Annotated in this window: 18 protein-coding genes; 15 read left to right on the forward strand and 3 right to left on the reverse strand. The window is 47.9% G+C overall.

All coding sequences use genetic code 11. From position 1 onward, the window contains the following. The first annotated feature begins 195 nt into the window (after positions 1-195). The 7 genes from G451_RS0125895 (at position 196) to gspM (ending at position 8,914) form a co-directional block, all read left to right on the forward strand. Positions 196-1,410 (forward strand): ammonium transporter, encoded by a 1,215-nt coding sequence (locus tag G451_RS0125895; protein ID WP_027186503.1) that lies wholly within the window; start codon positions 196-198, stop codon positions 1,408-1,410. Between the two features lie 79 nt (positions 1,411-1,489). Further along, on the forward strand, positions 1,490-1,828 hold the full coding sequence (locus tag G451_RS0125900; protein ID WP_027186504.1) for a P-II family nitrogen regulator: 339 nt from the start codon (positions 1,490-1,492) through the stop codon (positions 1,826-1,828). A 197-nt stretch (positions 1,829-2,025) separates the two neighbouring features. Beyond that, positions 2,026-4,626 (forward strand): [protein-PII] uridylyltransferase family protein, encoded by a 2,601-nt coding sequence (locus G451_RS31875; protein ID WP_051261931.1) that lies wholly within the window; start codon positions 2,026-2,028, stop codon positions 4,624-4,626. A gap of 125 nt (positions 4,627-4,751) precedes the next feature. After that, the gene (locus G451_RS0125915; RefSeq protein WP_027186505.1) at positions 4,752-5,519 is read left to right on the forward strand and encodes a PulJ/GspJ family protein; all 768 of its coding nucleotides are present in this window, start codon (positions 4,752-4,754) and stop codon (positions 5,517-5,519) included. Continuing rightward, complete coding sequence (gspK, locus tag G451_RS0125920) at positions 5,516-6,583, forward strand: type II secretion system minor pseudopilin GspK (RefSeq protein WP_027186506.1); 1,068 nt, start codon at positions 5,516-5,518, stop codon at positions 6,581-6,583. Before G451_RS0125915 ends, gspK begins: the two co-directional genes overlap by 4 nt. A 73-nt stretch (positions 6,584-6,656) precedes the next feature. Next, positions 6,657-8,399 carry a PilN domain-containing protein gene (locus tag G451_RS0125925; protein WP_027186507.1) on the forward strand — a complete coding sequence of 581 codons (1,743 nt, stop codon included), beginning with the start codon at positions 6,657-6,659 and terminating at the stop codon, positions 8,397-8,399. Beyond that, on the forward strand, positions 8,396-8,914 hold the full coding sequence (gene gspM, locus G451_RS0125930; RefSeq protein ID WP_027186508.1) for a type II secretion system protein GspM: 519 nt from the start codon (positions 8,396-8,398) through the stop codon (positions 8,912-8,914). Before G451_RS0125925 ends, gspM begins: the two co-directional genes overlap by 4 nt. A gap of 18 nt (positions 8,915-8,932) precedes the next feature. Here gspM and G451_RS0125935 read toward each other — a convergent pair whose 3' ends face one another. Further along, positions 8,933-10,852: a polysaccharide biosynthesis protein gene (locus G451_RS0125935; protein WP_027186509.1), complete on the reverse strand. Its 1,920-nt coding sequence runs from the start codon at positions 10,850-10,852 to the stop codon at positions 8,933-8,935. A gap of 833 nt (positions 10,853-11,685) precedes the next feature. Between G451_RS0125935 and G451_RS31880 the strand changes: the two genes are divergently transcribed. The 6 genes from G451_RS31880 to G451_RS0125970 all read left to right on the forward strand — a co-directional run bounded on the left by G451_RS31880 (position 11,686) and on the right by G451_RS0125970 (position 21,290). After that, positions 11,686-12,963 carry a methyl-accepting chemotaxis protein gene (locus G451_RS31880; protein WP_156921832.1) on the forward strand — a complete coding sequence of 426 codons (1,278 nt, stop codon included), beginning with the start codon at positions 11,686-11,688 and terminating at the stop codon, positions 12,961-12,963. Between the two features lie 1,006 nt (positions 12,964-13,969). Beyond that, positions 13,970-14,797, forward strand: coding sequence for an ABC transporter permease (locus tag G451_RS0125950; protein WP_027186510.1), 828 nt, complete (start codon positions 13,970-13,972; stop codon positions 14,795-14,797). After that, the gene (locus tag G451_RS0125955) at positions 14,787-16,184 is read left to right on the forward strand and encodes an ABC transporter ATP-binding protein (RefSeq protein WP_027186511.1); all 1,398 of its coding nucleotides are present in this window, start codon (positions 14,787-14,789) and stop codon (positions 16,182-16,184) included. The genes G451_RS0125950 and G451_RS0125955 overlap by 11 nt, the downstream gene beginning before the upstream one ends. A 440-nt stretch (positions 16,185-16,624) precedes the next feature. Then, positions 16,625-19,363 carry a glycosyltransferase family protein gene (locus G451_RS33950; RefSeq protein WP_084448805.1) on the forward strand — a complete coding sequence of 913 codons (2,739 nt, stop codon included), beginning with the start codon at positions 16,625-16,627 and terminating at the stop codon, positions 19,361-19,363. Between the two features lie 42 nt (positions 19,364-19,405). Beyond that, positions 19,406-20,203, forward strand: coding sequence for a glycosyltransferase family protein (locus G451_RS0125965; protein ID WP_034644115.1), 798 nt, complete (start codon positions 19,406-19,408; stop codon positions 20,201-20,203). Between the two features lie 94 nt (positions 20,204-20,297). Next, entirely contained in the window at positions 20,298-21,290 is a 993-nt protein-coding gene (locus tag G451_RS0125970; RefSeq protein WP_027186514.1) for an NAD-dependent epimerase/dehydratase family protein, read from the forward strand. 103 nt (positions 21,291-21,393) lie between these two features. Here G451_RS0125970 and G451_RS31885 read toward each other — a convergent pair whose 3' ends face one another. Further along, positions 21,394-22,368 (reverse strand): MJ1477/TM1410 family putative glycoside hydrolase, encoded by a 975-nt coding sequence (locus G451_RS31885; protein WP_051261933.1) that lies wholly within the window; start codon positions 22,366-22,368, stop codon positions 21,394-21,396. Positions 22,369-23,352: 984 nt separating this feature from the next. Between G451_RS31885 and G451_RS0125980 the strand changes: the two genes are divergently transcribed. Both G451_RS0125980 and G451_RS0125985 read left to right on the forward strand, forming a co-directional pair. Then, positions 23,353-25,068 carry a tetratricopeptide repeat protein gene (locus tag G451_RS0125980; RefSeq protein ID WP_027186515.1) on the forward strand — a complete coding sequence of 572 codons (1,716 nt, stop codon included), beginning with the start codon at positions 23,353-23,355 and terminating at the stop codon, positions 25,066-25,068. Positions 25,069-25,244: 176 nt separating this feature from the next. Continuing rightward, positions 25,245-25,730 (forward strand): HyaD/HybD family hydrogenase maturation endopeptidase, encoded by a 486-nt coding sequence (locus tag G451_RS0125985; protein ID WP_027186516.1) that lies wholly within the window; start codon positions 25,245-25,247, stop codon positions 25,728-25,730. 57 nt (positions 25,731-25,787) lie between these two features. Here the strand turns inward: G451_RS0125985 and G451_RS35475 are convergent. After that, positions 25,788-26,008: zinc ribbon domain-containing protein (locus G451_RS35475; protein ID WP_211236350.1), on the reverse strand; the 221-nt coding region annotated here is incomplete at its 5' end.

The following is a 26,008-nucleotide window of genomic DNA, read 5'->3' on the forward strand; positions in this document are numbered from 1 at the left end:
ACACAATACGGCCAAAAAACGTTCTTTCATGTGACAATTTGGCTTGCCAATTTACAGAAATGTTATTAACTCGTTTTTTGCGTTTTGGAGATGCCCGGTCCACCGTCCTATGGTGGGCCGACGACAAGAACCTGTTGTCCGGGATATCATCCCGCCCTCAGATTCCCTGGGGAAGACGTTTATGGAGGCATGCGAATGAATTCGGCGGATACGGCATTCATCCTTATTTGCGCGGCCCTGGTCATGTTCATGACCCCCGGCCTCGCGTTGTTCTATGGTGGCATGGTTCGAGGAAAAAACATCCTCGGCACGCTTATGCACAGCATGATCATGCTCGGCGTCGTTTCCATCGTTTGGGCCATCATCGGATACTCACTTTCCTTTGGCTCCGACATTGGTGGATTCATCGGCGGTCTTGACTACCTCTGGCTCAATGGAGTCGGACAGGAAGCCGCCCCTATGGCCGACAATCTCCCACACCTCGTATTTATGATCTTTCAGTGCATGTTCGCCGTCATCACCCCGGCACTCATCACCGGGGCATTTGCCGAACGTATCAAGTTCAGCGGCTTCCTGCTGTTCAGCATCCTTTGGGTTGTGGTCGTCTACGCCCCCATGTGTCACTGGGTATGGGGTGGCGGATGGATGGGCGAAATGGGTGCACTCGACTTCGCTGGTGGTGCCGTTGTTCACATGTCTTCCGGTGCATCGGCGCTGGCTGCTGCGCTTTACATCGGCAAACGCCAAGGGTTCGGCAAACAACATTTCATTCCGCATAACCTGCCACTGACCATTCTCGGCGCTGCCATTCTTTGGTTCGGTTGGTTCGGCTTCAATGCCGGTTCGGCGCTGGCCGCCAATGGCTTGGCTGCCAGTGCGTTTGTCACAACCCACATGGCCGCTGCTGCCGCCGCCTGTGGATGGCTTGCCGCGGAATGGCTCCATGCCGGCAAACCCACCACCCTGGGTATGGCTTCGGGCGCAGTTGCCGGACTTGTCGCCATTACCCCTGCGGCCGGCTTTGTGACTCCCATGGGCTCCATCATCATCGGCCTGCTCGGCGGATTCATCTGCTACGGCGGCGTGCTCCTCAAACCGATCCTTGGCTACGATGACTCACTGGATGTTGTCGGCATTCATGGGCTGGGTGGAACCTGGGGCGCTCTGGCTACCGGCCTGTTCGCCACGACGGCAGTCAACGTCGGCGGTGCCGATGGCCTGTTCTATGGAAACCCCGGACAGCTCTGGATTCAGTTTGTGTCCGTCATTGCCACCTGGGCATTCTGCTTTGTCATGTCCTTGATCCTGCTGAAAATCGTGGACGTCATCGTCGGCATTCGTGTAACCCCAGAAGAAGAATCTGTGGGCTTGGACGTCAGCCAGCACAGCGAAACCGGCTACCAGTTCTAATTCCAGACATGAGATACCGTGCGGGAAGACGTTTCCGTCTTCCCGCGTTGCGTCCACATCGAAGAACAGGAGTTTTGATATGAAAAAAATCGAGGTTGTTACCCGACCCTATAAGCTCGATGAAATCAAAGAAGCCCTCACCGAACTCGGCATCAAAGGCATGACCGTCGTCGAAGTCAAAGGCTTCGGTCGGCAACGCGGTCACAAGGAAGTCTACCGTGGTGCCGAATATCAAGTTGATTTCACGCCAAAAATCAAAATTGAACTCGTCGTCGACAGCGACATGGTCCCTCATGTCGTCAAGACCATCCAGGACAATGCGCGCACCGGTGAAGTCGGCGATGGCAAAATTTTTATTTCGCCTATCGAAGACGTCGTTCGTATCCGTACCGGCGAGACGGGGCACGATGCTGTTTAAGTAAGCATCTTGGTGGCAAGGGAAGCGGAGGAAAAAACAGAATTTTTTCCTCCGCTTCCCTTGCCCTCCTTCCTCACCTTATCACTCCTTTCCGTTAAATCTATTTGTGAAAGGAGTACCCAAGCGCAACACCTCGACGAAATCGACACAACTCTTTTTTTGAAGTTTTTTAAGCCGTCGGAGGCTCCTCCACACCCATGGCAACATCACACGATACCGCTTTCGATCATCTCCAACGCGACACCAAAGGTCTGTTTGCCGCTTGGCCCCACCCGGGGGGGATGGCTTTCTGTCGCGACCATACCCGCATCCTCGATCGATATTTTGAAGAACGTTTGGAAGAACGGCGCTGTGAACACGGTGAAGAGCGCACCGCGTTTGCGGTGGTTGCCGTCGGTGGATATGGCCGGTGTGAACTCTGCCCCCGCTCGGATATCGATGTCCTCCTTGTCTTTCCGGGGCCGGTTCCAGACATGGCACACAAACTGGCCAAAGACTTATTCTATCCGCTTTGGGACGCTGGTCGAGAGTTAGGACATGGTGTCCGTTCCGTGGAAGATTGTGTTTCTTTATCGTTGTCTGATCACAAAGTTTTTGCCTCACTTCTTGATGCCCGTTTCTTGTGTGGACAACGCAATGTGTTCGATTTGCTTGTGACGGCGATGCAAACTCGTGTGTTCACTCCGGAAAAAACGGTCTTCGCTGCATGGCTTGGGGAACGAAACGCCATTCGAGAACAAAAATATGGTGATGCGTCCGGGTTGCTGGAACCCGACATCAAAGAAGGTCTCGGAGGTTTACGCGACTACAATCAATGTTTGTGGCTGATTACATTATTTGCCACAGGCAATGCCTTTGCCGATCGGCTGGAACGGATGCGTGCTGATGCGGAATTTCTTTTTCGTGTGCGTCAGGCTCTGGAAATCAGTTTTCCTCGATCCAAGACACGACTTCCTTTTGAAATCCAGCGAAAACTGGCTGAAACACTGGGTTATGCCGACTCTGGACGACTTCTTGCCGTGGAACGTTTTCTTTCCGATCTGACACGGCGCATGACCCGCATCAAAGCTATTCGCGAATCCATCCGCATGGCACTCCTTGCAGAAAATGGGGCGGTGCATGCTGCAACCATTCCTTCCTCGGACCGCATCACTTTGACCGCCGAAGGAGCTGATTTCGCTCCCGGCATAGATGTGGAACACCACCCGCAAGAAGTTTTTAACTTTTTTGAAGAATGCGCCCGGTGGGGACGAGCCCCTAGTTTTGACGCCAGCGCTCGTGCAACGCATGCCGCCCAAACGCTCAAGCGCGACCCTCCCGATCCAGGCCACGGACTCAACGCTTTACGCGCAGCACTCATCGACGACGCTTCCGCCGATGTGCTTGCGGCTCTATGGGATACAGGCGTTCTCGGTATTATTCTCCCCGAACTTGACCGGGTACGCGATCTCGTAAAGTTTGATTTGTATCATGTCCACCCTGTCGGACGTCACACCGTCGAAACCATACGTCACCTCCATGATATCGCCAAAGCCGACCCAGCTTTGTCTCGCTTGTTTGCATCGGTGCGTCATCCGTTACGTCTTCTCTTGGCTGGCCTGCTTCATGATGTAGGCAAAGGGCTTGGTGGAGACCATGAAACCAAAGGGGCTGGCCTGACACATCACATGCTGACGGCTTTGGGCCTGGACAATGCGACCATTTCCGACGTTGTCTTTTTAGTGGAAAATCATCTTCTCTTATCGGAAACGGCAGCAAAACACGATGTCTCCGACCCGGACGTCATTGCCCGGTTAGCAACCAAAATCGGCTTCCGAGACCGATTGACCATGCTTTACCTCCTCACGGTTGCCGATGCCCAGGCAACGGGGCCCATGGCTTGGACAGAATGGAAATCTTCACTGGTTTCCACACTGTTCAACAAGGTGCTTGATGGCCTGCGTTTCGGTATTTTTCCAGGCAACGACACCGCCAGAACAGTTTTGGAAACGCGCGACAAAGTCCGGCAACTTGCGAAAAACCATCACAACATGCCTACAGGGAAAGCACTCGAACCCTTCCTAGAAGTCATGGGCCCTCGCTATCTGCTGCAGGTTCCAGCCTCACGTGTGGTCGAACATATTGCTCTTGCCGTCCGTTTGCGTTCAGCCGTGGAAAACGATCGGCGTATGGTTCCAGGGGGGCGGGGCGGTCTTGGTGTCACAGTCTGGACGTTTCGCAAAGCCCATGGCGGCTGGAGAATGGAGGCTGCCGGACGCAATGATCCCGGCTTGTTTGCAGCACTGTGCGGTTGCCTTGCTTTGCACAATATCGATATCCGTTCCGCCGATGTCTATGTCTGGCGCGACGATACCGTCATTGTCAGCTTCATCACCTCTGCTCCTGTTGATGCACACTCCGTCGAAGAAGACGCTGAGCATATTGCTCGATCCGTAAAATATTCCCTCACCGGAAAGCTGTCGCTGGATTATCGTCTTTCCCAAAAACGTAATTCTCCTCTTTGTATCGCCCCTCCACGCCTCGGCGATGATTCCATCACGATCCGCGTAGACAACGATGCAACCGAACTCTTCACATTGATTGAAGTTGAAGCACCGGACCGCCTTGGCCTGCTCTACGATATCGCCCAAGTGCTCACCAGCCTCCGGCTGGATATTCATACGGCCAAAGCCGCGACCTATGGCGACCGAGTCCGTGATGTCTTTACAGTTCGCGACATGGAAGGCCGAAAAATACATGATGCTGAGCAGCTCCGCGAAATCAAGTTCGCTCTTCAGCATTCCTTGAAACGTTGCTGAACACCACACCATCATTATAGATCCGTCTTCACGATGCTCCATTGAGCATGTGGTCATTCTCCTCTCTTTGCTCCTATTGGGAAAAGAGCATTTTTCAACGAGAGAAAAGCTTGGTAGGAGACCGCATGAATCGCGAAAATCCATCGAACACGGCCTGTGCGCATGCCGGCTTCACCCTGATTGAAGTACTCCTGGCCGTTGCCATTTGCGCCATTGCCGTCACCGGAATCTTCACGATGGTTCAGGCCGTGCTCCACATGGCCGAACGCGTTCAGTTGACAACTCTTTCCACGGAAATCGATCAAGCCTTTTTCGATCGTTTGGAGAACGACCTTCACAGCCTGTATATTTCCTCTTCCAACACCAACGAAGTCTTTGCTTTTTTCGGCTATGACCTGAAAGAGGAATCCAATATCGAGAAAGCCCGTGAGGATGAAGAATCAACAGACCGGGCAATTCTCGAATTCGCCTGTCTGTCTTCATTTTCTCTTGGTCTCCATCGTGAGGGCCATCGTATTAGCCGGGTTCGCTATGTTCTCCGTGAACGCGATGACGAGACCTCAACATTTGACTTTGAAAAAACATATCGCCTCATTCGGCTCGAATCGCCTTACGCCGACCTCGAATGGCGCTCCAAAGAAAAACGCCCTTGGATTGAAATGGAACTTTTGCCCATGGTCCGTGATGTACGTATGTCATTCAAAGAAATTGTATCAGGTGAAGAAGTTGAGGAAACAACCTGGAGCAGCCTGGAGCGAGTGAAAAAAAACAAGCCTGCCATGCCACAGATACTTCATATCGAGGTCGACCGTGTTGAAAAAAATCAGTTGGACACATTGACTCGTGTTATTGGATTTCCACGATCCGAATACACATTTCGGGAGCGGAATTGAAATCGTTTGAGACGGCGAGGGGAGCCGTTCTTGTTTTTGTTCTGCTGGTTATCGCCATGCTCTCTGCCGTAATGGTGGAAACATTGAATCGTTTATCCGCAGATAGCGTCCTTGCATCCAACCGGGTCAACAGGGCACAAGCACGAGAGAATGCAGAAACCGCCCTTGTGCTCGCGCTCCGCACGCTTGCCGAAGATCGATATGAGACCGCAAACGACACCTTAAGTGACGATTGGAACAGCTTCCCCGATCCAGACATGCTGCAATCATTTGATATCAATACAGCAGATATTGGGGGAACCATCACCGACGAAGGAGGCTTGATTCCTCTGAATGACATCGCAACAAGTGAAGAGATAGCCGGTGTTTTTATTCGTCTCTTGACCAATACGCCTTTCTCGTTGCAACAGGAGAAGGCTGAAAACCTTTGTGATGCCATTCGTGATTGGGTTGACGGCAATGATGATCCTCGTTCTGAAACGTCTCCGGCGGAAGATAATTTTTATCAATCCAGAGAATTGCCATACCATTGCAAAAACGGCACATTCGACGCGCTGGACGAATTGTTGCTTGTTCGCGGAATGACGGCCGCTCTCTATTTCGATCATAACGGCCGCCCTGGTTTACAACGATACCTGACCATTCATTCCAAAGGGAAGATCAATATCAATACGGCTCCATTACCGGTCCTGGCCGCTCTTCCTTCGGATATGGAGGGGCTTAGGGCGGAAGAATTCGCACAGGATATTGATGCGTTTCGCCGCAGCAAGCTGAATAAAGATCAACTTGACGATACCGGCTGGTTTCGCGAGGAATTGACACGCTATGCCGATGTGGAACTTCCCGATGCGTCTTTGACCACGACGGCGGACATATTCCGCCTACGCGTTTTCGGAACCTCAGGTACAGCCAAAGCAGGTATCAATGTTGTTGTTCAACGAACGGCCAAACCCAGTTCTACAGACGAGGACAAGAAAGACGTTGTGTTCACCATTCTTGAGAGGTGGGTCGATCCTATTCCGAAATCGCTCCAGACGTCGGCAACGTCTGACGAAACATCTTGAAAACAAGATGCATGTTTCGGGGGATGAACTCTGCGCTGTCCCATGAAGACACTTTTTTTACGACGAGATATCCATGGCAACCATTACACTCGGTCTTGAACTGGGACCAACGCATGTCCGGGCCGTGGCGCTGTCAAGCACGCTCCGCGAAACAACTCTTGCGTTTGCCGATTCACGCCCGCTCCCGAGGGAGTACGATCATGAGTTTCTGGCAGAAACGGCCGCAACACTCATTCAAAGCGCAGGTTTCGCGCCCGATGTCATCGTGGCAGGTTTGCCTCTCCGCGATGTCTTTATGCGCCGCTTCACCTTCCCATTCTCCTCAACCAACAAAATCCGCCAAGTTCTTCCGTTCGAGCTCGAACCGACGTTGCCGTGGTCATTAGAAGATGTCGTCTATTCCTTTCAAAAAGGTCCGCACACCGAACAGGGACAACTCGTCCTGTGTGCGATTGTCCTCAAGTCCACTCTTGCTGCCTATCTTGGGGCGCTCAATGCCAAAGGAATCGATCCGGACATTATTGACATTTCCGCTTCGGGATTGAATGCACTGGCCAAACAGCTCACCGGAGTGCTTTCCCCCACCCCGCTTTTTCTTCATATTCAACACGGAGAAACTCTTCTCCATGTTCAACGAGACATGACTCCGGTGCTTTTCCGGACGCTCCCCGCAGGGATCGACGGTCTTATTTCGGAAGACGGTTCATCAGCGATTGACATTTCCAAGGCAGGCCAACTCCATGAAAGCGAGACACTTGCTCAGGGGATTCAATTATCATTGCTTTCCGCACGCGAAGAGAAAGACGCCCCTCCTCCGGATATGGTTGTCGTGACAGGCCGTGCGGCCCTGTCGAAACCGGCCCTTCAGACGCTCTCGAGCCTCATTGAACATTCTATTGTCGTTGTCGATGGGTATCCTCCTGGCATTGCTGCCAGCATAGACGGAATCGATCCTGCTGTTGCAGAGAATGCACTTGCGCTTGGCTTGGCGTGTCGAGGGTCTCACAAGGGAGAAGGATTTGACTTTCGGGTGGCTGAGTTCGGTCGTTTAGGAACATCTCTGAGCTGGGAAAAAGAAGCAATTATTATCGGAGCCTGCTTCGTCGTGGTGCTCCTCGCCTGGATATCCTCGGTTGTCGTAGACATCTCCTTGAAACGACAGCGTTTGAATACCTACAACACAGAAATTGCGGCGTCGTTCAAACGGGTATTGCCGGACCTTGGTACTGGCTATACCGACAGACAACGGTTGAGTATTTTGCGAAATCATGTTGCCGAATTACAAAATTCAGGAGCATCCAATTCCGACGGTCCGATCAAGGTTGTAGATATGCTTGGTCGCATCAGTCGCGCCCTTCCCGAAAACATGGACGTCACCGTCGAATCACTCAACATTTCACAGCAAACCGCACGTTTGAACGCGTTAACAACGACCTTCAATGACGTGCAAGCGATCAAAAAAAATCTCATAGACAGTGGCGGTTTTGAAGACGTCGACATTCGGGATTCAAAAATCGGGGCCGGTGGTCAGGGGGTTGAATTTGTCATGGAGATGGACCTGACCAAACTCCGCACACTCTCTCCGCCTTCACCTGCTCCTGCGTCTCCCCAAAATTTGGATACTGAAGGAAGCGCTTCCTTTCCACCTTTGGATGATACCCTTCCCCCACCCAGTACCACGAAGCCAAAAACATCGTCACCATCTGGGGCTACGCGATCGTATACACCGGATGATTTCCCTCCTCCGTCGGGCCCCTCTGACAATGCATTCGTACCATCAACCCCGACAGCGCGTGTGGGAGGAGATACGCCGTGAAGCAACTCCATCGCACAACGCTTTTGTACGGTCTCGCCGGTGTTGTTCTTATTCTTGGCTTTTTTGAATGGGTTGTCGCGCCAATTCACTCTTACCAGGATGACTTGGTCTCACGTATTGCGCACTCAGAAAAACAGCTCAAAGAGATTCTGAGTTTGGAACAGACCTACACCCACAATAAAGGGCTTCTCTCAAAAGAAGCCACCGAGGCCGCGTCTGAAAACTTCACCTTGTTCTCTTTTCTCGAACAGGCCGCCGATCGAACGGGAGTACGTCAACATATTGAGTCTATGCGCCAAAGCCGTGGAGCCTTATCCGAAGGCGTTGATGAAGAAAGTGTGGATATACGGTTGTCGAAAGTCCCCCTTAACACACTGGTGACCTTTCTGTACCGAGTCGAAAAAAGTTCCAACGGTGTCTATGTGAAAACGATGACCCTCCGGCCCAATTCGACGGAAGGAATGGACGGAGATCTGACCATTTCGGCTCCTGCCAAACAGGTAACGGGCCGCTGACCGATCACACGAGCACTTCTACAACGAGCATGAGGACGGAGTATTCAGTGGAGTATACTCACCCGGCAGCATAGACATCAGCTTGCGGCGGATGCCGTCAGCATCGTAGGCCGCAGCCAAGCGTTCGAGTTCTGCAACTTCCCCTTCAAGCCAGGCTCGCATTGCCTGTTGACTCCCATGACCAAGCCAGTCGTTATCGACTTTCAGCTTCATAATTTTTTCATGCGTTGTGCTTGTCACATCTTCCCCGTGAGTAATCAGCTCCTCGTAAAGCTTCTCGCCTTCACGGAGCCCCACATAGGTAATATCAATATCTCTTCCCGGTTCTTTACCTGCAAGACGAATCAGGTCTGCAGCCATGTCGGCGATACGGACGGGACTTCCCATTTTGAGCACAAAAATATCCCCCTCTTCCTGCATGGAACCGGCCTGAAGAATAAGCTGTGCAGCTTCGGAAATGCTCATGAAGTACCGTGTGACGTCGGGATGCGTCACCGTGACGGGGCCACCTGAAGCTATTTGCTCCAGAAAAAGCGGCACCACCGAACCACTTGAACCAAGAACATTGCCGAAGCGAACGCCAAGATAGGACCCAACGGAAGGTTTCCATGCCTGAAGCAGAAGCTCCGTCATCCGCTTCGAGGCTCCCATGACACTGGACGGCCTGACGGCTTTATCCGTGGAGACAAGAACAAACGTTTTTATTTCGTACGTCGTGGCGGTTTGCAACAGCGACATTGTTGCCATGATATTATTGGAGACAGCCACCCACGGATTTTGCTCCAGCATAGGCACATGCTTATATGCCGCTGCGTGAAAAACAATATCGGGACGATGGCGCGAAAAGACTCGATCTAATATCGCCCGATCCTGCACATTGGCGAGAATAGGAACAAAGGCTTTAAACTTGTGCGTCAGGCGCAATTCGGTTTGAATCGAATAGAGATTAAATTCACTGATATCGAGCAACAAGACGCGTGCCGGATGATAGGCAATGACTTTTCGTACAAGCTCCGAACCAATGGACCCACCGCATCCCGTGACAAGAACAGTCTTGCCTGCCAGAGATTCGCGAATCTGCTCCACTTCCAGGTTGACGGGCTCACGTCCAAGCAAATCTTCAAAGTTGACATCGCGCAAACTATCTAAGTGCACACGATTCCCAACGTGCTCCGCCACTCCTGGCAATGTTTTCAGCGTGACACCGGCTTCGTCGCAAATATTGACGATTCGACGCATCTGTGTGCCGGACGCCATCGGAATGGCAACATAGACTTCATCAAGCGGTGAGTTTTCATGAATGCGTGATAAAAGCCCAATTCCACCAAGAACAGGAACACCGTGGATGGTCCGCCCCATCTTCACAGTGTCATCATCGAGAATACCAACAATATGGATACGGTGTTTGCGATTTTTCTGAATATCGCGCACCAAATGTTCTCCGGCCGTTCCAGTTCCGAGAATCACGACCTCTTTCCGGTTCCTTTTCGGCTTAATGAAAAACGGCTGCAATCGACCTTCTTCCTGATATTGCCGTTTCAAGTCAAAAAAGGTCCGCACTCCCACACGCAACCCTGCCGTAAACAAGAAACCTAAAAGGGCATCGAGCAAAAAAACGGTTCGCGAATACCCGTATCCCCACCAATACAGAGTCATCACCACGAGCATCATGGAAGCGATACACGTGGCACACAGCAGGTTCCAGATATCGTGGAGCCCCGTATAGCGCCACATGCCTCGATACGACTTGAATGCCCAATATAAGCAGAGCTTCACCGTAACGAACATCGGCACAAGAGGAAGAATTTCATCGAAATGAAAAACAAAATGTCTGAAATCAAACCGTAATGACTGCGCTAACCCCAACGCCGCAACGAACAAAATTGCGTCGACAGCCATGCGCGATACGATACGGAACGGCCCGGAAAGAAAAAACATACGCGACCAGAGTGCTCAAGTTGGTAGAGGATGGGAAGTCTTCCATGCGAACGCCATACAACTTCACCGAATTGCAAGAGAGCCGTTCTAAGCTGGCGAACGATCAAGGTCAAGAACCGTCCGATGGACTTGTCATGATAGGAGAGATTGACGTTTATGTCTTCTTTTCCTTGCTATAAGAAAACATCCTTATCCCTTCAAAGTACATACTTTTATTCAACTTTACACCGGCAATTTGTTTTCTATACCAGCATCCAATAACATTGGATGCCACTGTACTTAACGACATGAAATGTTTTTCACATTCCAACATATAAAAAACTTGTCTCAATTTATTATTTATGCTTTATTGTAGTTTAAGAGCAACTAAAAGAACCTAATCCGTCTTCGTTTTTTGCTCTGTGACTCTGCTCGTTCTGTAATTAATTTGAGGTCTTGTTAGTGCCTCTAAATGATCTGACTCCTTCTTGTAACACTAAAGGGGAAAATCAGTGATGAAGATCAATGTAAAATCAAAAGTACTATTTATAGCCGTATGTCTTTGTACAGCATTTTCAATTATTATGCTCTGGCAATTAGGAACACCTAAAACTACGACTGAGGCAACAACATGCATAATAGCCTTCATGATTTTCATCATAGCGCTCTATATAACCTTAAATAAAACAATATTTCATCCTCTTGAACATATTGTTGAGATTATGAGATTAATAGCATCTGGAGACACCGAGAGCAGAGTAAATTCACAGTACCAAGACCACCTTGACTCATTAGGGCGATACATCAATACAGCCTACGACAAAACCGATAGCACAATATTTTGGTATCAGGGAATGCTGGACTCTATCCCATGGCCAATATCCGTAACAGATAATGACATGAATTGGACTTTTATAAACAAAGCCGCCATGGATGTAACAGGGGCAAAACGTGAAGATATCATTGGAAAGCAATGTAGTAACTGGGGAGCCGACATTTGTGGAACAGATCGGTGTGGAATTGCCTGTTTAAGACGTGGACAAAAAACATCTATATTTTCACAACCTGGACTTGATATGGATTTCCAGGTCGACGCTATGTATCTCACATCAAAGGATGGCAAGCAGATTGGCCACATAGAAGTTGTCCAAGACATTACAGAAAAAAACAGAATGAGAAGAGAAGCAGAGAAAGCACTGAAAGATGGAATGCATCTTGCTGCAGATAAACTCACTTCTATTGTAGATGCGGTTTCTTCTGCAGCTGAAGAATTGTCCAATCAAGTCGACGATGCCAATGATGGTGCAGAAAAACAACGTGATCGCGCCAATGAAACAGCTACAGCCATGGAAGAAATGACTGTGACTGTTATTGAAGTAGCTAAAAATGCTTCCGATGCATCTTCAACAGCAAATCAAGCTAGAACCAAAGCGGAAGAAGGTGCAAAGATTGTTGAAAATGTAGAAGGTTTTATCAGACAAATACACGAATCAGCCCAGCAATCTGTTGAAGATATGGGAAGTCTTGACAAGAAAGCATCTGCAACTGAAAATATTTTAAATGTTATTTCCGACATTGCCGACCAAACGAACCTACTCGCCCTCAATGCTGCCATCGAAGCTGCCAGAGCTGGTGAGGCAGGAAGAGGGTTTGCTGTTGTAGCAGATGAAGTGCGTAAACTTGCCGAAAAAACAATGGCCACAACAAAAGAAGTAGGAGAAGCAATTCAAGGCATTCAGTCTGCAGCCAAAAACAACTACAACAATGTTGAGCAGTCTGTCGTCGCAATAGGAGAGGTCACTCAACTTGCGAACAAATCAAGTGAAACTTTAGTTCAAATTGTTTCTCTCGTTGAACAAACAGCTGATAAAATAACCGTTATCGCCACAGCATCAGAACAACAATCTGCAACGAGCGAAGAGATAAACAGAAGTATCGAAACTGTTCACCAAATTGCGTCAACAACAAGTGATGCAATGAATCAATCTACACATGCCATCAATGAACTTGTTATTCAGGCGCAAACCTTAAAAGAAGTCATTGATACCATGCAATCAGACAAAACGGTTACGAAGTCTTTTCCTAATGATCCATCAGCCCTTGCTTTAGAAGGACATGACCATAGTGACTAAGCCTTGAAACCCTAACGAAAGGTCATATTTGATACTCTTTACCAAGAGGAGATATTTACGATGTAAAAACTATCCCCTGACATCAATTACGTGCCAATTTGACCGGATGTCGAACTAACCTCGTTGGGGGATTAAGCAAGCAGGCATCAGAAAAAATGTAGGCTGCATGAGCACCGGCTTTCCTGTGACTCTCCACAACCCCATCCCTAAGAGACTTTATTCGCGAGAGCAAGAGCAGACGGAACTATACCTTGTACAAGATGCCTTCTCAACCCTTTCCTTGACTTTCAGAGGCTTCGTCGCCTCTCCCATTCATCGGTGAAGTACAAGTACTTCAAAGATATATAGCGAACAAGATTGGTTTCTACCACAAGAGAGAACAACAATGCTCCTCTCATTCATGCGATCAGGCGTAAGTAAATATTGTGATGTCACATCAGTGGTACCATCATGCTCCTAAAAAATGCGATATATCCTCACGATGGGAATCCCATAAAAAGCACCGAAAATTAGGCGCTGGACGTTCTGAGACCAAGGGAGTACAGAAGGTTCGCATCAATTTCGCTCCACGCGAATGAAACAATGAAGGACCTTGCGCCGACAATGGGCAACGGAAGTACAAGCATAACCCGAGGGCCATCCCCCCTGACATGAGATCTCGACTCAAATCCGCAATGGAAAGAGGCCACTCTCATCAACGGAGTTATCGTTCCGATCATCCGGGGAAATTGGGGTGCCTCCATTTTCTCCCGCGAATCTTCGGCCTCAGGCCTTATGGGCGTATGAGATTTAAATAAACCACCTTTGAGTACCGCTGGTTGTATCGCACGCACAGATGAACAGGACCCGTACATTAAAATATTGAGGCAGACAGCATCGTACGGCTGTGCATTTCAAAACTCCCCATTGCTAATACGCAAACAATTCAATACACATGCCGTCCTCAGGCTTGGATTGATGAATGCAATCCTGTGACTTTGGCAACGTACAAACTTGAGAGTTCTGCATGCCCCCTCATGATTCATGCTCCGCTTCCCCTCTTGCATTTTTTCGTTCTCTGAAGGTGCATCGCGCTTTGATTTATAATTTGATTAAACGTGATATTATCGGCCGATATCGTGGTTCTATCATGGGGATCTTGTGGTCGTTTTTCAATCCTATTTTTATGTTGTTGGTCTATACGTTTGTGTTCAGCGTGGTGTTCAAGGCTCGTTGGAATACGGAAAGTGACTCAAAAACGGAATTTGCCTTAGTGCTGTTTGCCGCTCTCATTGTTTTCAACCTCTTTGCCGAATGTATCAACCGGGCACCACGCCTCATTCTGGAAAATGTGAACTATGTCAAAAAAGTGGTTTTTCCGTTGGAAGTGTTGGCCATTGCCGCGCTAGGCTCTGCCTTATTTCATGCGTTCGTAAGCTTACTTGTATGGATGGCCGCTTACATAGCGTTTTACGGTCTCCCTCCTGTGACCGCCCTTCTGCTCCCAGTCGTTTTCGTTCCACTCCTCCTGCTCATCCTGGGATCAAGTTGGTTACTGGCTTCTTTAGGCGTCTATTTACGTGACGTATCGCAATTTGTCGGCATATTGACGACAGTCCTCATGTTCCTCTCTCCAATATTCTACCCAACCAGTGCATTACCTGAGAATTATCGTCAGTTTCTTTATCTCAACCCATTGACGCCGGTTATTCAACACGTCCGAGATGTCTTGTATTGGGGGAAAATTCCCGATTTACAAATCTTCTCGATCTATGCACTCAGCACTATCGTGGTCGCGATCATTGGCTTTGCCTGGTTCCAGAAGACAAGAAAAGGATTTCCCGATGTCCTCTGATGTCGTTATTGCAGTTGAAAATCTCAGCAAGTGCTACCAAATATACGATCAACCTCGTGATCGCCTGAAGCAATTTATCTATCCGCGAATCCAGCACGCCTTACGGTTGCCGGTCAAACAGTACTACCGCGAATTTTGGGCACTGCACGATGTTTCGTTTACGATCAAAAAGGGAGAGACGCTTGGCGTTGTCGGCCGCAATGGAAGCGGAAAGTCAACTCTGCTGCAAATGATTTGCGGGACGCTCAATCCAACCCACGGCCAGGTGCATACGCAAGGACGTATCGCCGCGCTGTTGGAACTCGGTTCCGGATTCAATCTTGAATTCACCGGCCGGGAAAATGTTTACATGAACGCCACCCTCCTGGGACTGAACACACACGAAGTCGATGAACGCTTTGATGACATCGTTGCATTTGCCGACATCGGCGACTTCGTCGATCAGCCTGTAAAAACATATTCCAGCGGCATGTTTGTCCGCTTGGCATTTGCCGTCATTGCGCATGTTGATGCCGATATTCTTGTGATCGACGAAGCATTGGCCGTCGGCGATGTCTTTTTCACGCAAAAATGTATGCGATTTCTTCGCGACTTCATGGAGACTGGGACGGTCCTCTTTGTCAGTCACGACACCGCTAGCGTTAAAAATCTTTGTAATTCAGCGCTTTGGTTAGACAAGGGGAACGCCATCCAGTACGGGGCCCCCAAAGATATATGCGAATCATACCTTCAGGTCATGTATGAAGAGCAACAGGGAACGTCACGCTCTGCCCAACACGCCACGCCGGTTCCTCGTTCACAGCCGGCACAGACCAAGCGCTATGATCAACGCCAACAATTTCTCAATTGCAGCAATCTCCGTAACGATCTCCAAATTTTTGAATTTGATCCGGAAGCAACGTCTTTTGGTCTCAATGGAGCAAAAATTATCTCCGTTGAGATATTGAATGACAAGGGGGATCCCCTTGCCTGGGCAATCGGTGGCGAAGTCGTGACGATCAGCATTAAAGCGCATGCTTATGAAGAACTTGACTCGCCCATTATCGGTTTTGTCGTCAAAGATCGCTTGGGACAAACCTTGTTTGGCGAAAATACCTATCTGAGTTTTATTGATGCGCCGGTATCCACACAGGCGGGTAAAACACTCCAGGCGGACTTCACCTTTACTATGCCCATATTGCCGGTTGGCGACTATGCAATCAATGTTGCCCTTGCGAATGGGACACAAGAGCACCACGTTCAACACCACTGGATACATGATGCCGTCGCCTTTAAATCAGAAGCGACCAGCGCGTCGGCAGGACTGGTGGGGATACCGATGTTGCATATTGATATGCAGACGGAATCCTCCGTATCTCCCTCAGCGCCTTCGGGTACGGACTCGTGATACATCTTCGACAACGCACTTTTCGTGAATCGATAAAAGCCCGCTTGTCACTATTCGTCACTCAAGCCATCCCATTCAATATCGGATACTTGAATACAAACAGAAACAATCTGTATTTTTTTAATTTTTCGTCAATATATATCGCACGTATTATTCTCTGCGGACGTATTGCGATTTGCCTTGTCCATCTATACGGATTGGTCCTTACCCAAATATTGATTTCCTCTCCAAAACGCCTGATGCCCCTGACGCGTGCAGGAGCTTATCACAAGACTTTTGACGACAACGCGACAGAGAAGCAACACCCTTCTCGAAGCCACACAACGTTGCATAAGTATAATAATCACAATGCATTTATGTCGCTCGTACCGTCGCTTTTGCTGAGTAGTATCCAATGAAACCATATATTGCGCGTGCAATTACAGGATGAGAGAAGTAGCATGATAGGAATTTGTCCAGACGCTTTAAACCTTGGAAGCGGTAAAACATTTCTCGAGAACTACCTCAATGTTGACATTGAGGAGCGATGGCAACCAGATATTGTCTTGAATTTTGGAGTCACTATTCCGGATAACTCTATTTTTCATACAAAACGATTCGGTAAAGTCATCCTGCAACACAGTTCGTTTAAAGAAATCATCGCGCATGACGTGTTGGAACATATTCCTGACTTGACGACAGCTATGCACAATTGCCTCAATTTATTGGATGTTGATGGCGTAATGCATATAACGGTTCCGTATGACCTCTCGTACGGATCGTGGCAAGACCCTACGCATATCCATGCGTTCAATGAGCGAAGTTGGCTTTACTATACAGATTGGTATTGGTATTTAGGGTGGTCCCAAGCGCGTTTTGAAAGGACAAGCTTAAATATGAAGCTGAGTCCATACGGTATCAAACTTCAAAAAGCAGGGAAAAGCCAAGACGAAATACTGAATTCTCCCCGCGCAGTGGATGCAATGCATGTGGTTCTTACGAAACGTCTTCTGACCGAAGAAGAACGAACCAAATCTCTATTAATGCAAGAGCGAGCCATGACGTGCGCCACAACTGAACACCTGGAGCATGAGACCCAACAGGCAACACCTGAAGAAGACTCGCTATTACAGGTAGATGATGCTGATTGGGGCGATTATGCTCAGCAACAAGAAGAAACTGATCTTCGTGCCACTTTATCTGAAGAATTTACCCGGTTACATCAGACTATCAGCGAACGCGACGAGGTCGTGAACCATTTTACGCGTACTGTCGAAAAACAGGAACAGCAAATAGCCGAGCTTGAACGCGTCATCGCAGAACACGAAGAAGAGATGCAACGCGCGATGCAACAAGCCGGACACGACTTGGCGCAAACCGTCGCAAGCAGAGACAGACACATTCGGGAACTCAGCCGGGAGCTGAACGCCCGAGATCGTCAAATTGCCGCTCTATTAGGTTCAAAATCCTGGCGTATCACGCACCCTCTGCGCGTTGTGATGACGCAATGGGGAAAAGTACGCCGCCTGATTCCTCGCGTATGGAACGGGTTCCGTTATCTTCTTCGTGGTGATTTCAAGGGATTTTGGCGGCGCCTCAAGACGATACAAGCAGAGCGAGCCCGATATAGTATCCGACATTGTGCGTCACCAGAAGCATTGTGTTGGGGCATTATGGCGACCCCGCACACAATGTTTATCGCACATCTCATTGCGTCTCGATTGCAAAAGCACGGATGGTCCACAGAAATCTTTACTGATGAGCCGGACCAGTTTGATCTCGATTATTATTTTGTCATTTGTCCACAGATGTTTCAGTCACTTCCGCCGGGTGAACGCCGTATCGCCTTTCAATTGGAACAGTCCGTCAGTTCTCGATGGTTTACCCAGGACTATCTGAAAAGTTTGGAGAACTCGCTGTGCGTACTGGACTACGCACTCATCAACATTGAATTCCTTGCGCAAAAGGGCATTACCTACCCACATATTTTCTATCTTCCGATTGGAAGCAACGCAGATTATATTCAATCTGACGCACCGACACCGGAAAAATGTTACGACGTCTTGTTTTATGGAGACTCCTTGAGTTCTCCGCGGAGACAAAAGCTCCTGCAAATTCTGCAGAAGCATTTTCAGGTGAAGTTCTGCAACGATACCTTTGGGCAAGAAATGATCGACGAAATTCGTCGTGCCAAAGTTGTCGTAAATCTTCATTATTATGAACATGCCCTGCTGGAAACACCACGCCTCCATGAGTGTTTGTCGTTGGGCACACCGGTCGTCTCCGAATCTGCGCAAGACCAATCCGATTATCCAGAACTGGCTCATGGCGTGACGTTCTTCCCTGAAGGGGATGAGCAGGCCATGGTCGAAGCCGTACGTACAGTTTTAAACACCCCCGAAAGGCACGCTGAATTACGCAAGTCCGTAGAGTGTGGATCGAAACGTTTCGCCTTTATGTTTGACCGTTTTCTGGCAGCTATGAATTTCGTTCCAGTCGAAAAACTCGCTAACGATGAATTGGAATTTCCTTGCACAGGATCTCGAATTGCGCTTTCCTTGCCCGAAACGATTTCCCGTCGCCGGATTTACCTTGAAAACCAGCCTCAAAATTGTCGTATTTTCGATGGTGTTCGCTTAAGTCCTGGATGGATTGGCTGTGCAATGTCGTATTCGACTCTCTCTCGCTATGCGCTCAACCAGGGAGTCAAACAACTCACGATCATTGAGGATGATGTGCTTTTGCCGAGTGATTTCGAAGAAAAAATGCACATCATCGAAACCTATCTCCGTGAACGAGAAGGACAATGGGACGTCTTTGCCGGAGTCATAGCCCTGCTGCATGAAGACACCCGCGTTCTCAAGGTAGAAACATTTCAAGGCATGACTTTTGTCACCATAGACAAAATGACAAGTATGGTGTGTAATATCTACAGTGAGAAAATTTTGACCTTGTTGTCACATTGGGACTCCAACAATCGGGATGCTCAAAACAACACAATAGATAAATATCTTGAACGACAGGAGGATTTGCGCGTCGTCACGACATTGCCATTTATCGTCGGACACCGAGAAGAAGTCCAGTCGACGTTATGGGGATTTCAAAATACCCAATATCTGGATCTTATTGCGAAAAGCGAACACACATTGCGAGCGAAAGTCGAAGCGTTTCAGGCCAAGATGTCTTGTGAAAATAGCTAGCTCTTGTTCTCTCAAGTTTTTTTGATGTTGCGAGTCTGAATTATGCCAACTATAAGCGCTTCCATTGTTGTGTTCAAACCCGATGTAGGTCTTCTCGGTAATGTGCTCAACCGGTTACACACGGCCGCACTTCGCGCTGGATGCGCCCGACTTGACGTGACCCTCATTGATAACAGCCCGATCCCGGTGATAACCACCGCCCCACACGTTGATCGGCCTTTATCTATGAGGCTCATCCATCGGCCCGATAACCCCGGTTATGGAGCCGGACACAATTTGGCTATCGGTCAAACATCGACCGACTTTCATCTCATTCTCAACCCCGATGCCTTGCTTGAAGCTGATGCACTTGTTCAGGCACTCAACTTCATGGCCGCCCACCCTGATGTCGGTATGATATCACCGGCTGTTTTTGCACCGGATGGGAAACAGCAATATCTCTGCAAACGCTACCCCACAGTGTTTGATCTTATTGCACGAGGTTTCTTCCCGACCAGGCTCAAACAGTTTTTTCGTGCCCGTTTAGACCGGTATGAAATGCACGACTGTATCAATCCGCGTGATATTGTGTTCGATCCGCCCATCGTCAGTGGATGTTGCATGTTTTGCCGCACCGTCCACCTGTTGCATTGTCACGGTTTTGACGAACGTTTTTTTCTCTATTTCGAAGACTTTGATTTAAGCCTTCGTTTTACAGAATGTGGTCGACTTGCGTATGTACCGAGCATGCGCATCATTCACCACGGCGGCTATGCCGCTCGCAAAGGATGGCGACATATTCGCTACTTTGCGGCCTCGGCATTCCGTTTCTACGTCAAACACGGATTCAAGCTCTTGTGACCTGACCATTGTGGAAACCCTATTGATTTCCCGAATCAGGTCGATTCATTGAAAATATGAAACGTTAAATACGAGCGACATCGGGAATAAGGCCATGTATACACCAACACACTCCGAACCGTGGTTGGTCACCGGGGCCACGGGCTTTATTGGGCACCATATTATGACGGCATTGCTCGAAGCAGGCATACCTGTTCGAGCGTTGGTTCGCTTATCACGGAATCTTCCTGAAACGTGGCCTGCTGACGTCGAGGTAATTCGGGGAGATGTCACTTTTCCGGCTTCTCTTGCCGAAGCCTGCACGGGAGTCGGAACCGTTGTCCATTCAGCTGGATTCGCGCATACGGATAGAGGCAAAGACACCGACAGCCTGCATCAACTGATTAATTTTGAAGGAACAAAAGCGCTTGTCGACGAAGCGTTGTCTGCAGGCGTTTCCCATTTCATTCTCCTCAGTACGGTAAAAGCAGTCGGCCCTCCACGGCGTTCTCGAGTCAATGAAGACTGGCCGGTATTTCCCGATACCGAATATGGACGGGCCAAACGACAGGCAGAAGAGTACCTGCTTGCCGCAGCAACACAGGCCGGTATCCATGCAACCGTACTTCGCCCTGCCCTCGTCTACGGCTGTGGAGTCAAAGGAAATCTCAAAGCTCTTATCACAAAGATAGCCCGGGTTCGGCCTGCCATTCTCCCCGGAATTACCAACCAGCGCTCACTTATACACGTCGAAGATCTCACCCAGGCCATTCTGCTCGCGGCTCGAAATCCCAGAGCAGCCGGCCGAGTCTACAATGTGACGGATGGACAAACCTACTCCACCACCGACATCCTCAACGCTGCTTGTCATGCCATCGGAACGTCCCCCAAGATACTCCCGCTCCCTCGCTTCCTCACCAACATCCTGGCTCAATGCGTTCCCGTCACCGATAAAATCTTTGGCTATGCTGACTACGATAGCACACGCATACACGAGGAGCTTGGCTTTACGCCCCAAAATACCCTGCAATCCTGCATGAGCGAAATGGTGGACGAATGCCTCCGGCTCGAAGAAGAACAAGACACACTTCCAACGTTGAGCAAGTGAAATATTCGAGGCCGTTAAAGCAAACACATGGCAGTCTTGGTCTTTGAACGCAAATGCAATCCATTTGCACCGAAAACGCAATACACTGTCAGCCAGGGCATGCCTATTGTATCAATATGCAAAATTGATTTCCGATAACCCAAAGCGCATCTGTATCCTGACATCCATCAGGCACGAAACCTGACAGGCTATCAAGAGACCGATCCGGATGACTTGCATACGGAATAATCTTAACGGCTTGGTCCTCTATGGTTTGACGATAGGTGGTGTACGCAGTCGAATCGATATATTCGATATTGAAAATCCCGACACCGGCTGATGTGTACTGGGGCAGAAGCGACAATCGATATGTCCGATCTTCCTGTGTTGAATGATAAAACAGATCTTCCATCCCGAGTCCGTCAATAGTCGTCAAATATATTGCTGTCTGTGCCTCGTCGGCGTCATCAATAATAGCCTCTCCATTTTGAGGAAAAATCAATGCGCTCGGAATGCTCGCTTTCAGCGTCTGGGATATTTGACCAACAAGAGTAATCATACGATTTGCCGCCGTCGTCAGATCAAGCTCACCGGGACCATCCGGGTCGTCGGACCAATACCAGTATGCGTCGATGATATCGAGATAGACCCCATCAAACCCTGCCGCGACAATACGTTGCACATATGGAAGCAATACCGTGTTAAACCAATCATCCTCCCAATAGCGTACCTTGTAGTTGCCGCCCCAGTCGGGATTTTCCGGACCAAGCCATGTCGGAGGATTCGTCTTCCATGTGGATTGCCAATAAAATCGATAATCTTCTGCTTCACCAATACTGAAATAACACAACACTTTCTTTCCACTGGATTTGATGAGTGCAATCTCAGCCGGAGTATAAGCGCTGCCATCCGTACCATCGCGTGAATAATCCATAACGATCAGATCATAGGGTGATGCTGCCAGCGTGGCAGGGTCAGCGTTTTGAAGCTGATATCCCCAGGAACAGACCGAAGCCATGTTGGAAGCGGCTTGTGCTACGACGCAAAATCCCAAGAGCACCCAGAGGCTACAGCTCCAAAGAATGAATCGTGTGCGCATGGAATCTCCTTGATAGAAGAGGATAAACTCAACGGTGTTGACGACACCGTATAGCTTAACACATTACCAGAACAACAAACACCATCCGTAAACCTGGTTAAAGCAAACAGCATATGTAGTTAAATGTGTATAAAATTGCGAAGAGAATTTCAGGACGTCACGTTACCAAAAAACACGAGAAAAATTATGACAAACACAATTTGCGTTATCGATGCTGCCGTCACCTGCGTCAAAAAATTACGAAAGAATATGCAAGTTCAGGTAAAATCACTTTAAGGTGATGGTGGTACGCTCAACATGCAGCTCAGGGACGACATCCTTGAACGTTATATGCCGGCAATATTCATTTTTGAATCATTATTTTACGAAGACCAACCGCTCATGTGACACATCTCATATCTTACCCAGACCATTCAACTCGCTATTTGAAATCACAACGTGTCTGATCACATCAAAGTAACTGGAAAGTAATCCAACTCCTTCACCGGCATTCCCATGTTGCCTACCTTGCTCTCAGATATTTCCCCCAAAACTCCCGAACCCTCGATTTTTCACCAGTGCCCTCGTCCGCTAGATCTCTACAACTGACAAAATATTCGATAAAGTCGATTACAATCGATCACGCATATATGGCGAGTCTGGTTTAATTCTCAACAATTCGCTCCAAAACCATCAATACCCCCAATATAGATAGCCAAATTATTTTATGCAAAGCATATGTATAATACACCGTTAGAACACCATTTAGTCTGCATCAAGAGAATAAAACAGCTCAACAAATTCATACAATTATTCTTTTTCAAATTACAACATACAATTCAACAATAACATAAACAATATACATTTCCTACACAGGAGGGAAATCCCCCCTAGGATACGAGCGCCAAAAGAATCGACTTGATAATTTTTTTTTTCTTTGCCACAACGTCGCTCTACGTATCAAAATTTACATTTAAACATATAAATTAAGGTTAAATATCCGCTATGACATCGGGAGCAAGAAAGGTACTTGAAGGAAAAGACGATTTTCTTTTTTTATATAATGACACGAATAATGTTATCGAACAAATCACAGGAAAAACATCTCTTCCACAGACGCTTCAAGAACAGTGGAAAAGAGAACAAGACAGAAGATTTGATTATTGCAAACAGTACAATGCCAAGTACATCCTGTTTATAATACCAAATAAACATTGCGTATACAATGAGTACCTCCCTGAAAACATTGTTCTCTCAGAAGACAGAACTGCAACGAGAATACAGAATGTAGCAAATCACGTATTCTACCCTAATAAAATTATCTCTCGATTCAAAGAAAACCATCTTTTATACTATAAAAACGACTCCCATTGGACAGAACTTGGACTTACTCACAGCTGGAACGCCCTTTCATCTCTACTAGAACTCGATCTTCAACTCGACACATCAAATATTATTAAAGAGAATGGATTTATCGGAGACCTTGGAAATAAATTTTCTCCACACAGAATTTCCTCGTCCGAACGTCTTGCCATCCCATCTCATGTCACGGAAACGTGGAAGAATGGATTTGAAAATCGAGGAAACATCAGAATATTCACCAATACGAATACAGAACTTAAAACATGCATCCTCTTTGGTGATTCTTTCTCCAACATGCATCTCCATAGAATTGCTGAATACTTTTCAAAATTATATTTTTTCCATACCAATCTTTTCTCTGAAGAAGAGATTCAAAAATTACAACCTGATGTTGTTATCAATTGCAATGTCGAACGTTTTTTCTGGGCTCCTCCTCAACCATGCAGGAGCGTCTTTTTCTATGAGTTTCTTGATTATGTCGAAGCAGGAAAATACGATTCAGATGCCTTTCGCTTCTTTCTAAATACAAAATATAACAGTGTATACCCTCGTTATATTTACACAAGAATGAAAGAGCTCTGCATTGACCACATACGCCTCCAAGATAAAAATCAAAACCCCAAGATCTTCTTTTCTCTACACTCTGTGGACATGAGTCATGAAGACATCCCCACAGATTCCAGCATTGATAAATATACGATGTCGTTTCAATGCTTCAAAAAATATACGAAATTAAAAGAGAAGAAAGACACGAATGATGCAATACTTTTTCTCAAAAAAGCGACAGAACTTTATCCGGAAGGCCATAACTATTTTTACCAATTGAGCCTCGAATACGACCGGCAAGGCATGTTCTATGAATCATTAATTCACGCACAAAAATCTGTTGTTCTACAAGAGAATAAAACAGAATACCTGCATCACTTGGGGAATATACTATTTAAGATGGGTTGTTACAAAGAATCTTACATTTATCAAGAGCGTGCTGTGGAGATGAACCCGGAATCACATGGCGCACTCTATCAACTCAGCAGACTGCATACGATCGAAAAACGCTATGCCGAGGCTCTTAAGGCAATAAAAAAGGCAATCGAATTCAAACAAGACAACCCATATTATTATGGACAACTTGGTGATACATTGCTCAATACCGACAACCCGGCTGCAGCAATCGAAGCATATCGGCAAGTAATAAAACGCAATCCCAACATAACGACAACATATGCCCAGCTTGCACTTGCCCATGAACGATGCAACCAGCTCGATAAAGCGATCATACACATAAAAAAAGCGCTTGAATTGGCTCCACAGAACACCACATATCAAAAAACACATGAACGCCTTAAGGACAACGGTTGAGAGCTATGCCCTAGATCGTCAGAGGATAAACGCTATACAGTAGCTCAAAACCTTCGTTGCTCCTTCTCTTGCGTCTTGTCTCCAATTGAAATTCAGTTGAGAAGTCCCACTCTTACTATTAAATTGCGTGAATAAACGTATAAAGCGTTAACACTCCATATCGAAAGAGAGAAATCATGGGAAAAAAAATTCTTGTACTGGGTGTCGGAAATATCCTTTATACCGACGAAGGCGTCGGTGTCGCTTGCGTCAATGCTTTACAGGAAGCGTACGAATTTTCTGACAACATCACCTTACTTGATGGCGGTACGCTCGGCATGCGGCTGATGGAATATTTGCTTGAATGCGATGTTGCCATCGTTCTTGATGCGGTATTGTGCGATGACGAACCAGGTACAATTTACAGACTGACCGGAGATGACCTTCGCAAGAGCCTTGCCTTCAAAGATTCCATGCATCAAAGCGATCTCGTCGATACACTCATCTCATGCGAACTCATTGGAAAACGTCCAGATTGTGTCGTTATCGGCATTGAACCGGTTGACTTTCAGACCATGCATCATGGGATCACGGAACAACTCCAGGACCGTCTTCCCGCAATGATGGATTTTGCGCTCAAAGAAATTCAGCAAGCTGGTGGAGAATGGACGGCGAGGAAGTAAATATTGTTAGATTGACATCCTCCCCGCCCTGAAGGCCGAGGATTCCAAACAGAGTCGTTAAACGGCTCTTTTGGCGGGTTCCTGCTTCAACGTGGGCGCTTGAGCCTTTCCCACTCCACAGGCTGACACGGCTTGCCCAGCCGTCAAAATATTCAAAGCGCCCACAAAATCTGAATTCGCAGTGTAGTCGCATTCAACACAAGCGAAGTTCGCTTGAGTCTTTCTGTTGTTTTTTGATGTGTGTCCGCATTTCGGGCACGTTCTTGACGTATTTTGGG

Source organism: Desulfovibrio inopinatus DSM 10711, from assembly GCF_000429305.1.
Taxonomy (GTDB): domain Bacteria; phylum Desulfobacterota; class Desulfovibrionia; order Desulfovibrionales; family Desulfovibrionaceae; genus Alteridesulfovibrio; species Alteridesulfovibrio inopinatus.

What these genes read in the sequence shown, in the direction of transcription:
- G451_RS0125955 (WP_027186511.1), top strand. Translation starts at nt 14,787, where the DNA reads ATGTCCTCTGATGTCGTTATTGCAGTTGAAAATCTCAGCAAGTGCTAC.
- G451_RS31875 (WP_051261931.1), top strand. Translation starts at nt 2,026, where the DNA reads ATGGCAACATCACACGATACCGCTTTCGATCATCTCCAACGCGACACC.
- G451_RS0125950 (WP_027186510.1), top strand. Translation starts at nt 13,970, where the DNA reads ATGCCCCCTCATGATTCATGCTCCGCTTCCCCTCTTGCATTTTTTCGT.
- G451_RS0125985 (WP_027186516.1), top strand. Translation starts at nt 25,245, where the DNA reads ATGGGAAAAAAAATTCTTGTACTGGGTGTCGGAAATATCCTTTATACC.
- G451_RS0125915 (WP_027186505.1), top strand. Translation starts at nt 4,752, where the DNA reads ATGAATCGCGAAAATCCATCGAACACGGCCTGTGCGCATGCCGGCTTC.
- G451_RS0125970 (WP_027186514.1), top strand. Translation starts at nt 20,298, where the DNA reads ATGTATACACCAACACACTCCGAACCGTGGTTGGTCACCGGGGCCACG.
- G451_RS31885 (WP_051261933.1), bottom strand. Translation starts at nt 22,368, where the DNA reads ATGCGCACACGATTCATTCTTTGGAGCTGTAGCCTCTGGGTGCTCTTG.
- G451_RS0125935 (WP_027186509.1), bottom strand. Translation starts at nt 10,852, where the DNA reads ATGTTTTTTCTTTCCGGGCCGTTCCGTATCGTATCGCGCATGGCTGTC.
- G451_RS0125980 (WP_027186515.1), top strand. Translation starts at nt 23,353, where the DNA reads ATGACATCGGGAGCAAGAAAGGTACTTGAAGGAAAAGACGATTTTCTT.
- G451_RS0125900 (WP_027186504.1), top strand. Translation starts at nt 1,490, where the DNA reads ATGAAAAAAATCGAGGTTGTTACCCGACCCTATAAGCTCGATGAAATC.
- G451_RS0125895 (WP_027186503.1), top strand. Translation starts at nt 196, where the DNA reads ATGAATTCGGCGGATACGGCATTCATCCTTATTTGCGCGGCCCTGGTC.
- G451_RS0125925 (WP_027186507.1), top strand. Translation starts at nt 6,657, where the DNA reads ATGGCAACCATTACACTCGGTCTTGAACTGGGACCAACGCATGTCCGG.
- G451_RS31880 (WP_156921832.1), top strand. Translation starts at nt 11,686, where the DNA reads ATGCTGGACTCTATCCCATGGCCAATATCCGTAACAGATAATGACATG.
- G451_RS33950 (WP_084448805.1), top strand. Translation starts at nt 16,625, where the DNA reads ATGATAGGAATTTGTCCAGACGCTTTAAACCTTGGAAGCGGTAAAACA.
- G451_RS0125965 (WP_034644115.1), top strand. Translation starts at nt 19,406, where the DNA reads ATGCCAACTATAAGCGCTTCCATTGTTGTGTTCAAACCCGATGTAGGT.